Annotated in this window: 16 protein-coding genes; all 16 read left to right on the top strand. The window is 69.2% G+C overall.

The window, feature by feature from the left end:
- Positions 1–177 precede the first annotated feature (177 nt).
- The 16 genes from prfA to ISU10_RS07165 all read left to right on the top strand — a co-directional run bounded on the left by prfA (position 178) and on the right by ISU10_RS07165 (position 13,852).
- A complete protein-coding gene (gene prfA / locus ISU10_RS07240) occupies positions 178–1,248 on the top strand; it encodes a peptide chain release factor 1 (protein ID WP_194695702.1) in 1,071 nt (356 codons plus the stop codon).
- The gene (gene prmC / locus ISU10_RS07235; protein WP_194695701.1) at positions 1,245–2,084 is read left to right on the top strand and encodes a peptide chain release factor N(5)-glutamine methyltransferase; all 840 of its coding nucleotides are present in this window, start codon (positions 1,245–1,247) and stop codon (positions 2,082–2,084) included. Before prfA ends, prmC begins: the two co-directional genes overlap by 4 nt.
- Positions 2,085–2,089: 5 nt before the next feature.
- A complete protein-coding gene (locus tag ISU10_RS07230; RefSeq protein ID WP_370864906.1) occupies positions 2,090–2,881 on the top strand; it encodes an L-threonylcarbamoyladenylate synthase in 792 nt (263 codons plus the stop codon).
- 11 nt (positions 2,882–2,892) lie between these two features.
- On the top strand, positions 2,893–4,047 hold the full coding sequence (locus ISU10_RS07225; protein WP_194695700.1) for a glycosyltransferase family 4 protein: 1,155 nt from the start codon (positions 2,893–2,895) through the stop codon (positions 4,045–4,047).
- Positions 4,048–4,370: 323 nt separating this feature from the next.
- Positions 4,371–4,613: an AtpZ/AtpI family protein gene (locus ISU10_RS07220; protein ID WP_194695699.1), complete on the top strand. Its 243-nt coding sequence runs from the start codon at positions 4,371–4,373 to the stop codon at positions 4,611–4,613.
- Positions 4,614–4,712: 99 nt separating this feature from the next.
- Positions 4,713–5,132 (top strand): hypothetical protein, encoded by a 420-nt coding sequence (locus ISU10_RS07215; protein ID WP_194695698.1) that lies wholly within the window; start codon positions 4,713–4,715, stop codon positions 5,130–5,132.
- A complete protein-coding gene (gene atpB / locus ISU10_RS07210; protein WP_194695697.1) occupies positions 5,129–5,968 on the top strand; it encodes a F0F1 ATP synthase subunit A in 840 nt (279 codons plus the stop codon). The genes ISU10_RS07215 and atpB overlap by 4 nt, the downstream gene beginning before the upstream one ends.
- A gap of 64 nt (positions 5,969–6,032) precedes the next feature.
- Positions 6,033–6,284 carry a F0F1 ATP synthase subunit C gene (locus ISU10_RS07205; protein WP_194695696.1) on the top strand — a complete coding sequence of 84 codons (252 nt, stop codon included), beginning with the start codon at positions 6,033–6,035 and terminating at the stop codon, positions 6,282–6,284.
- 61 nt (positions 6,285–6,345) lie between these two features.
- On the top strand, positions 6,346–6,927 hold the full coding sequence (locus tag ISU10_RS07200; RefSeq protein ID WP_228499950.1) for a F0F1 ATP synthase subunit B: 582 nt from the start codon (positions 6,346–6,348) through the stop codon (positions 6,925–6,927).
- On the top strand, positions 6,927–7,727 hold the full coding sequence (locus ISU10_RS07195) for a F0F1 ATP synthase subunit delta (RefSeq protein ID WP_194695695.1): 801 nt from the start codon (positions 6,927–6,929) through the stop codon (positions 7,725–7,727). Before ISU10_RS07200 ends, ISU10_RS07195 begins: the two co-directional genes overlap by 1 nt.
- A gap of 53 nt (positions 7,728–7,780) precedes the next feature.
- Entirely contained in the window at positions 7,781–9,424 is a 1,644-nt protein-coding gene (gene atpA, locus ISU10_RS07190) for a F0F1 ATP synthase subunit alpha (protein WP_194695694.1), read from the top strand.
- 8 nt (positions 9,425–9,432) lie between these two features.
- Positions 9,433–10,356: a F0F1 ATP synthase subunit gamma gene (locus tag ISU10_RS07185; RefSeq protein WP_194695693.1), complete on the top strand. Its 924-nt coding sequence runs from the start codon at positions 9,433–9,435 to the stop codon at positions 10,354–10,356.
- A gap of 39 nt (positions 10,357–10,395) precedes the next feature.
- The gene (atpD, locus tag ISU10_RS07180; RefSeq protein ID WP_194695692.1) at positions 10,396–11,853 is read left to right on the top strand and encodes a F0F1 ATP synthase subunit beta; all 1,458 of its coding nucleotides are present in this window, start codon (positions 10,396–10,398) and stop codon (positions 11,851–11,853) included.
- A 2-nt stretch (positions 11,854–11,855) separates the two neighbouring features.
- The gene (locus tag ISU10_RS07175; RefSeq protein WP_194695691.1) at positions 11,856–12,191 is read left to right on the top strand and encodes a F0F1 ATP synthase subunit epsilon; all 336 of its coding nucleotides are present in this window, start codon (positions 11,856–11,858) and stop codon (positions 12,189–12,191) included.
- 51 nt (positions 12,192–12,242) lie between these two features.
- Positions 12,243–12,686: a DUF2550 domain-containing protein gene (locus tag ISU10_RS07170; RefSeq protein WP_194695690.1), complete on the top strand. Its 444-nt coding sequence runs from the start codon at positions 12,243–12,245 to the stop codon at positions 12,684–12,686.
- A complete protein-coding gene (locus ISU10_RS07165; RefSeq protein WP_370864899.1) occupies positions 12,683–13,852 on the top strand; it encodes an MFS transporter in 1,170 nt (389 codons plus the stop codon). Before ISU10_RS07170 ends, ISU10_RS07165 begins: the two co-directional genes overlap by 4 nt.
- Positions 13,853–14,477 lie beyond the last annotated feature (625 nt).

The raw sequence follows: 14,477 nt of genomic DNA, 5'->3' as shown, positions 1-14,477 counted from the left end.
TCCTCGTCGATTCCTATGTGGGTACGAGAGGAGGCTCGTCGCGCCCGCTTGAGCCCCACTTGAGCGCCGCTTGCGTGCGCCTTGCGACAATGGCGGCCGGTGGTGGTCGAGCTCGTCGCGACCACACGGTGAGGTGGTCTCGACAGGCCCGACCACCCAGACAACGAGAGGTCCCTTGTGTTCGAGGCAGTAGCCGCGCTGGTCGACGAGCACGCCGACCTCGAGGGGCAGCTCTCCTTGCCGGAGACCCACGCCGACGCGCGGCTGGCCAAGCGGCTCAACCAGAGGTACGCCGAGCTGACGGCCATCGTGACCACCTGGCGGGAGTGGCAGCAGGCCGGCGAGGACATCGAGGCCGCGCGCGAGCTGGGCGACCCCGACCTCAATGCCGAAGCCGACCGTGTCGAGGCCCACCGCGAGGAGCTGGCCGAGCGCCTGCGGCGCCTGCTCGTGCCGCGCGACCCGACCGACGACAAGGACGCCATCCTCGAGGTGAAGTCGGGCGAGGGGGGCGAGGAGTCGGCGCTGTTCGCGGGCGACCTGCTCCGTATGTACACCCGGTACGCCGAGCGCAGGGGCTGGACGACCGAGATCATCGACGCTGCAGAGTCCGACCTCGGCGGCTTCAAGTCGGTCACCGTGGCGGTCAAGGCCAAAGGCACCAGCGAGCCCGGCCACGCGCCGTTCGCGATGCTGAAGTTCGAGGGCGGCGTCCACCGCGTCCAGCGGGTGCCGGTCACCGAGTCGCAGGGTCGCGTGCACACCAGCGCCGCGGGCGTGACGGTGATGCCCGAGGCCGAGGAGGTCGACGTCCAGGTCGACGACAACGACCTGCGCATCGATGTCTTCCGTTCCAGCGGTCCGGGTGGTCAGAGCGTCAACACCACCGACTCGGCGGTCCGCATCACCCACCTGCCGACCGGCATCGTGGTCAGCTGCCAGAACGAGAAGAGCCAGCTGCAGAACAAGGAGCAGGCGCTGCGCATCCTGCGTGCCCGGCTGCTTGCGATGGCGCAGGAGGAGGCCGACGCGGCGGCGGGGGAGGCCCGCCGCAACCAGGTGCGCACCGTCGACAGGTCCGAGCGGATCCGCACCTACAACTTCCCGGAGAACCGGATCTCCGACCACCGCACCGGCTACAAGGCCTACAACCTCGACCAGGTGCTCGACGGCGACCTCGACCCCGTGATCACCTCGGCGGTCGAGGACGACCTCGAGGCGCGACTCGCGGCGGTAGCCGACCTGTGAGGCGGCGCGACCTCGTCGCCGACGCGGTCCGGCGCCTCGCCGAGGCCGGGGTGGCCAGCCCCGAGTCCGACGCGGAGCAGCTCCTCGCCCATGCGCTCGGCATCGAGCGCAGCCGGCTGGTCCTGGTCGACGACGTCGACGACGACGACGTGGCGGCGTACGACGCGCTGGTCGGCCGGCGCGCCGCGCGCGAGCCGCTCCAGCACCTGACCGGTCGCGCGTACTTCCGCCGCGTCGAGCTCATCGTCGGACCCGGTGTGTTCGTGCCGCGGCCAGAGACCGAGCTGCTGGCCGGATGGGCCATCGAGCAGGCCGGTCTCGTCGACGAGCCGGTCGTGGTCGACCTGGGCACGGGCTCCGGCGCGATCGCGAAGGCTGTGGCCGACGAGGTGCCGGGCGCCCGGGTGCATGCGGTCGAGAAGGACGAGCACGCCTACCACTACGCGACGCTCAACCTGCGCGGCTGCGGCGTCGACCTGCGCCTGGGCGACCTCGCGAAGACCTTCGACGACCTCGCCGGCACCGTCGACGTCGTCGTCAGCAACCCGCCGTACATCCCGCTCGAGGCCTGGGAGTCGGTGGCGGTCGAGGCTCGCGACCACGACCCTGCGCTGGCGCTGTGGAGCGGTGCCGACGGGCTCGACGCGATCCGCGTGGTCGAGCAGCGGGCCGCGCTGCTGCTGCGACCTGGCGCAGTGGTGGGGGTCGAGCACGCCGATGCCCAGGGCGAGTCGGCGCCGGCTGTCTTCGCCGCCACCGGCCGATGGGCCGACGTACGCGACCACCGCGACCTCGCCGGCCGTCCGCGATTTGTCACCGCGCGACTGGCACGATGACCCCTGTGCCGATTGAAGAGCCCGACGAGCTCGCCGAGCAGCAGGACGAGGACTCCTCCGACGAGCGAGACGGTTCCGATGGTTTCGAGACGTCTGCTGAGCAATCTCCTGAACCCATGCACAGCGCAGCTCGCCGTCTCTCGACGGCCGACGACAACACGCGCGAGGAGGCCATCGCGGCTGCCAGCTCGGCCGTCCAGCGCGGTGAGCTGGTCGTCTTGCCGACCGACACCGTCTACGGCATCGGCGCCGACGCGTTCGACGCGGAAGCCGTGCAGTCGCTGCTCGACGCCAAGGGTCGGGGGCGCGAGATGCCGCCGCCGGTGCTGATCAGCTCACCGACCACGCTCGACGCCCTGGCGACGGGCATCACCGACTATGCGCGGCGGCTGGTCGACAGGTTCTGGCCCGGCCCGCTGACCATCGTGTGCAACCAGCAGCCCTCGCTGCAGTGGGACCTCGGCGAGACGCGCGGCACGGTCGCCATCCGGATGCCCGACCACCGGCTCGCCCTCGACCTGCTCGAACGCACCGGCCCGCTGGCCGTCAGCTCCGCCAACCTCACCGGACACCCCGCGGCCACCGACGCCGACCAGGCCGAGGAGATGCTCGGCGACGCGGTCGCGGTGATCATCGACGACGGGCCCTCGCCGGGAGGTGCCGCGTCGACCATCGTCGACGTGCGCGGCTACCGCGGGAAGGTGCTGCGCACCGGCGCGATCTCGCTCGAGGAGCTCAACGACGCCCTCGACGGCCTCGAGGCGTTCGTCCGCGGCGAGGACGAGGACGAGGACTAGGCGGTCGAGGCTTGCGCGAGTACGTCCTGGTCTTCTTGGTGGCGGCGACCGTCACCTACCTGCTGACCGTCGTCGCGCGCGAGATCGCGTTGCGGACCGGTGCGGTGGCCAGGGTACGTGACCGCGACGTGCATGCCGAGCCGATCCCCTACCTCGGCGGACTCGCCATGCTGGGCGGTCTGGTGGGGGCCTACGTCGTGGCGCGCGAGCTGCCGTTCTTGTCGACCCGCAGTGACGCCTTCGTCTTCCGGGACGCAGGGGTCGTGCTCATCGCCGGTGCCCTGATCTGCGCGATCGGCGTCCTGGACGACCTGTTCGAGCTCGACGCCCTGACCAAGCTGGGCGGGCAGATCATCGCTGCTGGCTTCCTGGTGACCCAGAACGTGCAGTACATCTACTTCAGCAGCAACGAGACCCAGTTCATCATCGACCCGGCGCAGGGTGCGCTGCTGACGGTCTTCATCGTGGTGGCCACGGTCAACGCGGTGAACTTCGTCGACGGCCTCGACGGGCTGGCCGCGGGCGTGGTGTGCATCGGGGCGCTGGCGTTCTTCGCGTTCTGCTACCAGATCACCCGGTTCAACGACCAGTCGGTCGCCTCGACCGGCGCCCTGCTGTCGGCCATGTTGGCCGGCGCGTGCATCGGCTTCCTGCCCCACAACATCAACCCGGCCCGGCTGTTCATGGGAGACAGCGGCTCGATGCTGATCGGGCTGTTCCTCTCGGCGAGCGCGATCACGCTGACCGGTCAGTTCAACCCGGCCGAGATCAGCAAGGGCGCGATGGGCACCCAGGCGAGCCTGCTGGTGACCTTGCTGCCGATCCTGCTGCCGCTGGCCATCCTCGTGGTGCCGATGGCCGACCTGGTGCTCGCCGTCGTACGTCGTACGCGCGCGGGCCGCTCGCCGTTCTCCCCGGACAAGCAGCACCTGCACCACCGCCTGCTCGAGATCGGCCACTCCCAGCGTCGCGCGGTGCTGATCATGTGGATGTGGGCGGCGCTCATCGCTGGTGGCATGGTGCTGGTCAGCCTCTACACCGGCCGCTGGATGTGGATCGCCCTGGCCTCGATGAGCGCCCTCACCGTCATCTTGACCTTCGTCCTGCCCGTCGTCCGCAAGCCTGCCCTCCTCGACCGCGAGCCCGACCCCGAGCCCTCCTCCTGACGCCGAGTCGGCACCCAGGTGAGCAGGGGAGGGGCGGAGGATGAAAGGGTGGGCCGAACGTTGACCCCTCCCCGTATCGCACGCCGCCCGGACTTTGTGCTAGTTTTCACAAGCACCCCGACCGACGACCAGATTGGCCGCCGACCGATGATGACGAGACCCTCCCGCCGCCCCGGCCCCAAGAGCGCCCAGATCACCGCTCTGGGCCGTGCTGCTGGCCGGATTTCGGTCGTCTCGCGCTGTGGTACTTTCGCGCAGTCGCCGGCCTTCGGGGGAGTGTCCGCCGGTGGCACCGACGTCCCCGACGGAAGCGATCTGGGTGGATGGCCGATGACGGCTCCTCACAGGGTCTGCGAGGCCGCGACCTGCTCGGTCTCGGCGGCATGCTCGCCGGCGCTGTCATCGTCTGCACGGCGCTCGGCTACCTGCTCGACCAGGCGCTCGGCTCGACCCCGGTCTGCACGCTGGGTGGCATCGCGCTCGGCATGGTCGCCGGCGCCGTCGGCTTCTGGGTCCGCGTGCGCGCTGCGCTCGACTCCACATCGCGGGACCCGGGCTCGTCATGAGGTGGTCACATGCACGAGCCTCTGAGCATGCACGAGGCTGTGACCCAGACCACAGAACACAAGTCTGGTCACCCTTCCGGTCACTCTTCCGGGCATCCCGTGGCTGACGAGTCGGCCGCCCTGCCCCAGCGCGCCAGCTGGGGGCGCGTGCTCCGCGACCAGAAGAAGACCATCGTGGTCGCCGCGGTCATGGTCATCGCGACCTACTGGATCGCCGGCCAGTTCGGCGAGTGGGAGCTGGCCGGGTGCATCTCCGGCGGCGTCCTGCTCGGCCTGGCCAACCACCTGATGACCGAGCGCTGGCTGCTCGGCATCATCACCTCCGGCGCCCAGCCGACGCGCAGCCAGATGATCGCCTCCACGCTGACGCGCCTGGGCGTGCTCACCGTCGTCGCGGTCGGTGCCGCCGTGCTCTTCTGGCCCAACGGCATCGGGCTGCTGCTCGGCCTGGCCATCTTCCGACTGATCGCCCTGGTGATGACCGGGCTGCCGCTGCTGAAGGAGCTGAAGCAAGGATGACGTTCGCGACGGTGCTGCCCCAGGCCATCGGCGGGTTCCTCGCGGCCGGGGGTGGCGAGGAGGGCGGCACCAACATCGAGATCGGCCACCACGTCACCCGCGAGTGGTTCGGCTTCACGGTCAACATCGACACGATCTCCTCGACGGTGATCGCCGGCCTGATCGTGCTGATCCTGGGCTTCGTGCTGCGCTCGCGGCTCACCAAGGCCGACGACCACGTGCCCTCCAAGCTCCAGCTGATCTGGGAAGCCGTCGTCAGCGAGGTCAACCGCCAGGTCGAGGACAACCTCGGCAAGGTGCACCCCTACGTCGCCCCGCTGGCGATCGCGCTGTTCTTCTTCATCCTGTTCGCCAACTGGCTCGAGCTGATCCCGAGCAAGCTCAACGACGACAGCCCGCACCTGCTGGCCGCGCCGACGGCCGACACCAACCTGACCTACGCACTGGCCGCGGTCACCATCATCAGTGTCTGGGCCTACGGCATCCGGACCAAGGGCGTGAAGGGGTACTTCAGCCACTTCCTGCAGCCCTTCCCGGTGCTGCTGCCCCTCAACATCCTCGAAGAGCTGGTCAAGCCGATCACGCTGGCCCTGCGACTCTTCGGCAACATCTTCGCCGGCGGCATCATGCTGGCGCTGATCGGGCTGATCCCGATCTGGGCCAGCTGGGCGCCCAACATCCTCTGGAAGGCCTTCGACATGTTCATCGGCGGCATCCAGGCCTTCATCTTCTCCCTGCTGACCGTCTTGTACTTCGCGATGGCCGGTGCCGGCCACGGCGAGCACGACGACGAGCACGAAGAGGCAGACAGCAAGACCCCCGCGCTCGCGCACTGATCCTCAGCACGAGAGCGACCCACCCGAAGTACGACCAATGCAAGTCAAGTGGAGAGGCAGTTCCATGGCAGTAAGTGATGAGGCCGTCAAGCTCGCCGGCGCGTTCGTCGGCGGTGGCATCGCCCTCGCCGGTGGCGCGATCGGCGCCGGTGTCGGTGACGGTCTGGCCGGTTCGTCCTACATCCAGGGCGTGGCCCGCCAGCCCGAGGCCCAGGGTCGCCTCCAGACGATCTTCTTCCTGACGGTCGGTCTGGTGGAGGCGATGTTCTTCATCAACCTCGCCTTCATGGCGATGTTCGTCTTCGTCTTGTCCTGACCGGCCTCACCGGTGAGCAGGAATCCAGGACACCCCCACGCATGGGCAAAGGACAGATGAGATGACAGGCGCTGTGATTCAGCTCCTCCCGATGGCCGCCGAAGGCGAGGGCCAGAGCAACTTCTTGGTCCCCAACTTCACCTTCCTGGTCGAGCTGGCTGCGTTCGGGCTGCTGTTCTTCCTCCTGGCCAAGTACGTCATCCCGCCGATCAACCGGGCGATGACGAACCGCCAGGAGGCGATCCGCACCCAGTTCGCCGAGCTCGAGCAGGCCCGGTCCGACGCCAACGCCGCCGAGGCGGAGTTCAAGGCGCAGATCGCCGACGCCCGCCACGAGGCCGCCCGCATCCGCGAGGAGGCCCGCGAGCAGGGCGCGCAGATCGTCGCCGAGCTGCGGCAGCAGGGTGAGACCGAGAAGGCCCGCATCGTCGAGAGCGGCCACGCGCAGATCTCCGCCGAGCGTCAGCAGGCCGTGGCCTCGCTGCGCGCGGAGGTCGGCACGCTGGCGACCACCCTCGCCGGTCGGATCGTGGGCGAGAGCCTCGAGGACGACGAGCGCAGCACCCGAGTCGTCGACCGCTTCCTGGCCGACCTCGACGCGCTCGAGTCCAGCAAGGCCAGCTCGACCGGAGGAGCCAGCTGATGCTGCGAGGTGCCTCGGCCGAGGCCCGTTCCGCGCTGACCGCCAAGGTCTCCGCGCACCGGACCCTCGACGAGAACGCCACCCTCGGCGAGCAGCTGCTCGCCGTGGCGGGAGTGCTGCGTGCAGAGCCCTCGCTGCGCCGGGTCTTCACCGACGGCTCGGTGGAGGGGAAGGCCAAGGCCGGGCTGGCCGACAACGTGTTCTCCGGCAAGATCGGCGACACGGCGCTCGACGTGGTGAAGGAGGCCGTCCAGCAGCGCTGGACCGCCTCGCGTGACCTGGGGGCGGTGCTCGAGGAGCTCGGCATCCAGGCACTGGTCCGCTCGGCCGGTGCCCAAGGGCCACGTGTCAGCGACGAGCTCTTCGCGGTGGGCCGGCTGATCGACGCCAACCCCGACCTGCGCGGAGCGCTGTCCGACCCCGCGCGCACCAACGCGGCCAAGTCGGGCCTGCTCGACAGTGTGCTCGAGGGCAAGGTGCTCCCGGCCACGCTGCGGCTGGTCGGCCAGGCCGCCCGCAGCGACGCTCCCATCGGCCGCGCGCTGGCCGACATCCAGCGCACCGCAGCCGACGTACAAGACGAGCTGCTCGCCGTCGTCCACACCGCCAGGCCGCTGGGCACGACCGAGATCACCCGCCTGACCCAGGCGCTCGGCAAGACCTACGGTGCGACCGTGCACCTGCACGTCGTGGAGGACCCCTCGCTGATCGGCGGCCTGCGGGTCGAGATCGGCGACGACGTCATCGACGGCAGCGTCTCGACCAAGCTCGACACCGCTCGCCGACGCATCGCCGGCTGAGACATCACCAGGCAGACCACCAGCCCCAGTAGCAAAGGGAAGAGGCAACGAACATGACGGAGCTCTCCATTCGTCCGGAGGAGATCCGCGACGCGCTCGCCAAGTACGTCGACGACTACAAGCCCTCTGCGGCCAGCAGGGAAGAGGTCGGCTCGGTCGCCGAGTGCGCCGACGGCATCGCCCGCGTCTCCGGCCTGCCCTCGGCCATGGCCAACGAGCTGCTGGAGTTCGAGGACGGCACCCTGGGCATCGCCTTGAACCTCGACACCCGTGAGATCGGCGTCGTGGTGCTCGGTGACTTCGACAAGATCGAGGAGGGCCAGACGGTCCGCCGCACCGGCGAGATCCTCTCGGTGCCCGTCGGCGACGGCTTCATGGGTCGCGTGATCGACCCGCTCGGCACGCCCATCGACGGCCTCGGCGAGATCGTCTCCGACGACCGCCGCGCCCTCGAGCTCCAGGCGCCGGGCGTGATGGCCCGCAAGTCGGTGCACGAGCCCCTGGCCACCGGCATCAAGGCCATCGACTCGATGACCCCGATCGGCCGTGGTCAGCGCCAGCTGATCATCGGCGACCGGTCGACCGGCAAGACGACCATCGCCATCGACACGATCATCAACCAGAAGCAGAACTGGGAGACCGGCGACCCCAACAAGCAGGTCCGCTGCATCTACGTCGCGATCGGGCAGAAGGGCTCGACCATCGCCGCGGTCCGCGGTGCCCTCGAGGAGGCCGGCGCGCTGGAGTACACCACGATCGTGGCGTCCCCGGCCTCTGACAGCGCTGGCTTCAAGTACCTCGCCCCCTACACCGGCTCAGCCATCGGCCAGCACTGGATGTACGACGGCAAGCACGTCCTGATCATCTTCGACGACCTCACCAAGCAGGCCGAGGCCTACCGTGCGGTCTCGCTGCTGCTGCGCCGTCCGCCGGGCCGTGAGGCCTACCCCGGTGACGTCTTCTACCTGCACAGCCGCCTGCTCGAGCGCTGCGCGAAGCTCTCCGACGCTCTCGGCGCCGGCTCGATGACGGGGCTGCCGATCATCGAGACCAAGGCCAACGACGTGTCGGCCTACATCCCGACCAACGTCATCTCGATCACCGACGGCCAGATCTTCCTCCAGTCCGACCTCTTCGCGGCCAACCAGCGCCCGGCCATCGACGTCGGCGTCTCGGTCTCGCGAGTCGGCGGCAACGCGATGACCAAGGCCATGAAGGCGGTGACCGGCTCGCTCAAGGTCGACCTGGCGCAGTTCCGCGCGATGGAGGCGTTCGCGATGTTCGCCTCCGACCTCGACGCCGCGTCTCGTCAGCAGCTCGACCGCGGCCAGCGCCTGATGGCGCTGCTCAAGCAGCCGCAGTACTCGCCGTACCCGCTCGAGGAGATGACCATCTCGCTGTGGCTCGGCACCACCGGCAGGCTCGACCGCGTTCCGACCGGCGACGTGCTGCGCTTCGAGAACGAGTTCCTCGACTTCCTGCGCAGGTCCCACGAGGACCTGCTGAGCGGGATCCGCGAGTCGCAGAAGTTCGAGGACGACGCCGCCTCCGCCGCGGAGTCGGCCTACGACAAGTTCCTCGACCAGTTCGAGACCTCGGAGGGCGAGTCGATCAAGGTCGGCCACGAGGCCCCGGCCGATGCTCTGCCGGACGAGGAGCTCGAGCAGGAGACCATCGTCAAGCAGAAGCGAGGCTGAGGTAGCCGATGGCCGTATCGCTGCGTGAGTACCGCGCGCGGATCAAGTCGGTCGAGTCGACCAAGAAGATCACGCGCGCCATGGAGCTCATCGCTGCCTCGCGCATCATCAAGGCGCAGCAGCGCGCCCAGCAGGCCGCCCCCTATGCCCGCGAGCTGACGCGCGCGGTCTCGGCGCTGGTGACCTACTCCAACGTCAAGCACCCACTGACCACGGAGCCGGAGAACCCGCGCCGCGCCGCAGTGCTCATCGTGACCAGCGACCGCGGACTCGCGGGTGCCTACTCCTCGAGCGTGCTCAAGGAGGCCGAGCGGCTGGCCGAGCGGCTCCGCTCGGAGGGCAAGGAGGTCGTCACCTTCATCTCCGGACGCAAGGGCGAGGCCTACTACCGCTTCCGCAACCGGCCGGTCCGCGAGACCTGGACCGGCTTCTCCGACCAGCCGCGCTACGAGAACGCGCGGGCCATCGGAGAGGCGCTGATCGGGGCGTTCATCGCCGACTCAGACGACACCGGTGACGCAGCCGGCGTCGACGAGGTCCACCTGGTCTACACGCAGTTCCGGTCGATGCTCGTGCAGGAGCCTCGCAGCGTGCGGATGCTGCCACTGGAGGTGGTCGAGGGCGAGGAGAAGCCCGACGCCGACGAGGTGCTGCCGCTCTACGAGTTCGAGCCCTCGCCGCAGAGCGTGCTCGACGAGCTGCTGCCGAAGTACGTCCAGAGCCGGATCTTCTTCGCCCTGCTCCAGGCCTCGGCCTCCGAGCTGGCCGCCCGCCAGAAGGCGATGAAGTCCGCGACCGACAACGCTGAAGAGCTCATCAAGAAGTACACCCAGATCGCCAACCAGGCCCGCCAGGCCGGGATCACCCAGGAGATCAGCGAGATCGTCGGTGGCGTCAACGCGCTGGCCGACGCCAACGCTGCCGCCGAGTAAAGCGCCGCACCACTAGTCAGCCGAAGTGAGTGAGAAGACATGACTGCCACTGTTGAAGACACCCAGACCCAGTCGGGCCAGGGAAGCACCGGCCGCATCGCCCGGGTCATCGGGCCCGTCGTCGACATCGAGTTCCCGTCCGACTCCATGCCGGAGATGTACAACCTGCTCGAGACCGAGCTGACGATCCTCGACGAGACCAAGACCCTCTCGCTCGAGGTGGCTCAGCACATCGGCGACGGCATGGTGCGCGCCATCTCCTTGCAGCCCACCGACGGCCTGGTGCGCGGCGCCCAGGTGGTCGACACCGGCGGCCCGATCACGGTGCCGGTCGGCGACGCGACCCTCGGCCGGGTGTTCAACACCCTGGGCGAGTGCCTCAACCTCGAGGAGGGCGAGACGCTCGACGTCAAGGAGCGCTGGGGCATCCACCGCAAGGCGCCGGCCTTCGACCAGCTCGAGTCCAAGACCGAGATGTTCGAGACCGGCATCAAGGTCATCGACCTGCTCACCCCCTACGTCCAGGGCGGCAAGATCGGCCTGTTCGGCGGCGCCGGCGTGGGCAAGACCGTGCTGATCCAGGAGATGATCGCGCGTGTCGCGCGCGACCACGGTGGCGTGTCGGTGTTCGCCGGCGTCGGTGAGCGCACCCGTGAGGGCAACGACCTGATCGCGGAGATGGAGGAGGCCGGCGTCATCGGGCAGACCGCCCTGGTCTTCGGTCAGATGGACGAGCCCCCGGGCACCCGCCTGCGCGTGGCGCTGTCGGCGCTGACCATGGCCGAGTACTTCCGCGACGTCCAGAACCAGGACGTGCTGCTGTTCATCGACAACATCTTCCGGTTCACCCAGGCCGGCTCCGAGGTGTCCACGCTGCTGGGCCGGATGCCCTCCGCGGTGGGCTACCAGCCCAACCTCGCCGACGAGATGGGCACCCTGCAGGAGCGGATCACCTCGACGCGTGGTCACTCGATCACCTCGCTGCAGGCGATCTACGTGCCCGCCGACGACTACACCGACCCGGCTCCGGCCACGACGTTCGCGCACCTGGACGCCACCACCGAGCTCTCCCGCGAGATCGCCTCGCTCGGCATCTACCCGGCCGTGGACCCGCTGACCTCGACCTCGCGGATCCTCGACGCCCAGTACATCGGGCAGGACCACTACAACTGCGCGATCCGCATCAAGCAGATCCTCCAGCGCAACAAGGAGCTCCAGGACATCATCGCGATCCTCGGTGTCGACGAGCTCTCCGAGGAGGACAAGATCATCGTCTCGCGGGCGCGCCGCATCCAGCGGTTCCTCTCGCAGAACACCTACGTCGCCAAGCAGTTCACCGGCATCGAGGGCTCCACGGTCCCTGTCACCGAGACGATCGAGGCCTTCAACAAGATCGCCGACGGTGACTACGACCACGTGGCCGAGCAGGCGTTCTTCATGTGCGGCGGTCTGGACGACGTCGAGCGTCGCTGGGACGAGATCCAGAAGAGCCTCTGACCATGGCGAACACGATGCAGGTCTCCCTCGTCGCGGCCGACCGCGAGGTCTGGTCCGGCGAGGCGACCGTCGTCAACGCGCGGACGCTGGCCGGCGAGATCGGGATCATGGCCAACCACCAGCCGATCATGTCCGTGCTCGCGGCCGGCCAGGTCGACGTACGCACGGTCGACGACGGCCACTGGGTGGCCGCCGTCGACGGCGGGTTCATCTCGGTGGCCAACAACCAGGTCCGCCTCCTGTGCGAGTACGCCGAGCTCTCCCACGAGAGCTCCTACGAGGAGGCCAAGCGCCTCCTCGACGACCGCAAGGCGCGGGACGAGACCACGGACAACTAGCGGGGGCGTAGGGTCAGGCACTCTCGTGCCCGCACCTCGGAAAGGTGATCGATGCCGGTCTGGCAGTGGCTGCTCGACGTGGCCGGTGTCGTGCTGGGTGTCGTCCTGCTCTACGGGATCGCTCTGATCGTCCGCCGCCGCGTACTCGCTCGCCACGGCGGCACCTTCGAGCTCAGCCACCGCGCCCGGACCAACAAGTCCGGGCGCGGTTGGGTTCTCGGGCTCGGTCGCTACACGCCCACCACCTTGGAGTGGTTCCGCATCTTCTCGATCAACCCCAGGCCTCGACGCGTGTGGCAGCGCGCCGACCTCGAGTACGTCGACCGGCGCAGGGCCGCGGGCGGCGTCGAGCAGCTCTCGCTCTATCCCGACCACGTGATCATCCGGTGCCTGACGCCGGACGGTGAGCTCGAGCTGGCACTGAGCCAGGAGGCGCTGATGGGTTTCCAGGCCTGGCTCGAGGCGGCGCCCCCCAGCGCGGCCCAGCACCTGTGAGGGCGACCTCCCTGGACCGAGCCCGCAGCGCCGTGGCCACGGCCTTCGTCCTCAACGGGCTACTGTTCGCGACGCTCTTCTCGCGCGTTCCCGACCTGCGCGAACGGCTCGACCTGTCCAACGCTGCGCTGGGACTGCTGCTGCTCTCGGTCTCGGCGGGCTCCCTGCTGGGTCTGCCCAGCAGCGGACGGCTGGTGGAGCGGTACACCGCTGCCGGGGTCTGCCGGGGCGGGCAGGTCCTCGTCGTCGTGGGCCTGGCCGTGGTCGCCCTCGGAGCCGCCGGCCTCGAGGCCGGCTTCGTGGTGGCCGCAGGACTGCTCTGCTACGGCTTCGGCACCGCGATCTGGGACGTCGCGATGAACGTCGAGGGCACCGAGGTCGAGCGCCGACTCGGGCGCACGATCCTTCCGCGCTTCCACGCCGGGTGGAGCTTCGGCTCCATCGGCGGTGCCGGGATCGGCGTGATCGCCGTGCGACTCGACGTACCTCTGCCGGTCCATCTCCTCGTCGTCGCCGCTGTGTCGGCCCTGGTGCTGTTCTGGGCGGTGGGCGCGTTCCTGGTCACCGAGGAGCACCCAGGCGAGGACGTCGAGCCGGGCCGGTCGGTCTGGCTGGAGCCCCGCACCCTGGCCATCGGAGCGATGGTGCTCGCGTTCACGTTGGCGGAGGGCTCGGCCAACGACTGGCTGGCGCTGGCCCTCGTCGACGGCTACGACGCGCGGCAGTTCGTCGGGATCGCCGGGTTCGGGCTGTTCGTGTGTGCCATGACCACCGGCCGGCTCCTCGGGCCGATCCTGCTCGACCGCCTCGGCCGGGTGCCGGTGATGCTCGGGTCGGCGTTCGCCGCGACGGCCGGGCTGCTGCTGGTGATCGTGAGTGGCGAGCCCGCAACGGCGGCTCTCGGCATCGTCGTGTGGGGACTCGGAGCGGCGCTGGGCTTCCCGGTCGGCCTGAGTGCGGCAGCCGACGACCCGAAGGGCGCCGCACGCCGGGTCTCAGTGGTCTCGACGATCGGGTACGGCGCGTTCTTGTCGGGGCCGCCTCTGCTGGGCTTCGTCGGCAACCAGGTCGGCACCCTCCACTCGCTCTACGTCGTGGTGGCGGCGATGGTGCCCGCGGCCGTGCTGGTGCTGGCGGTCCGCAGACCGCGAGTGGTAGCTGGTTGAAGACGTTGCGCAGCTCCCACTGGTTGAGGAGGTTGCGCAGCAACCGCTGGTTGAGGAGGTTGCGCCACTCCCGCTGGTTGAGGAGGTTGCGCCACTCCCGCTGGTTGAGGAGGTTGCGCCACTCCCGTTGGTTGAGGAGGTTGCGCAGCAACCGTCTCGAAACCATCGGGCGGCGAGTCGCCTGGTTTCGAGACAGGCGCTAGCGCGCCTTCCTCAACCGGCGGGGGTGGTCGCTGGTTGAGGAGGTTGCGCAGCTCCCGCTGGTTGAGGAGGTTGCGCAGCAACCGTCTCGAAACCATCGGGCGGCGAGTCGTCTGGTTTCGAGACAGGCGCTAGCGCGCCTTCCTCAACCGGCGGGGGTGGTCTCGTCTGGTTTCGAGACAGGCGCTAGCGCGCCTTCCTCGACCACCGAGGGTGGTCGCTGGTTGAGGAGGGCCGCCCGAACGGCCCGTCTCGAGCCGCGCCGCGGGGGGTCGGCGTGTTCGAGACGGATGCCGGTCACCGGACAGGGCACGGTTGGCCGGTGACCGGCATGCCTCCTCAACCAGCAGATCGTGGTCAGCGCTTGTAGACCGCGCTGGTCTTGAACGTGCCGACGTTGCCGGCGGCGTCGGGGGGCTGGTCC

This window comes from Nocardioides agariphilus, from assembly GCF_015352445.1.
Lineage (GTDB): Bacteria > Actinomycetota > Actinomycetes > Propionibacteriales > Nocardioidaceae > Nocardioides > Nocardioides agariphilus.
The sequence above is the reverse complement of the archived record's forward strand: the minus strand, read 5'-3'. Positions and strand labels throughout refer to the sequence as shown.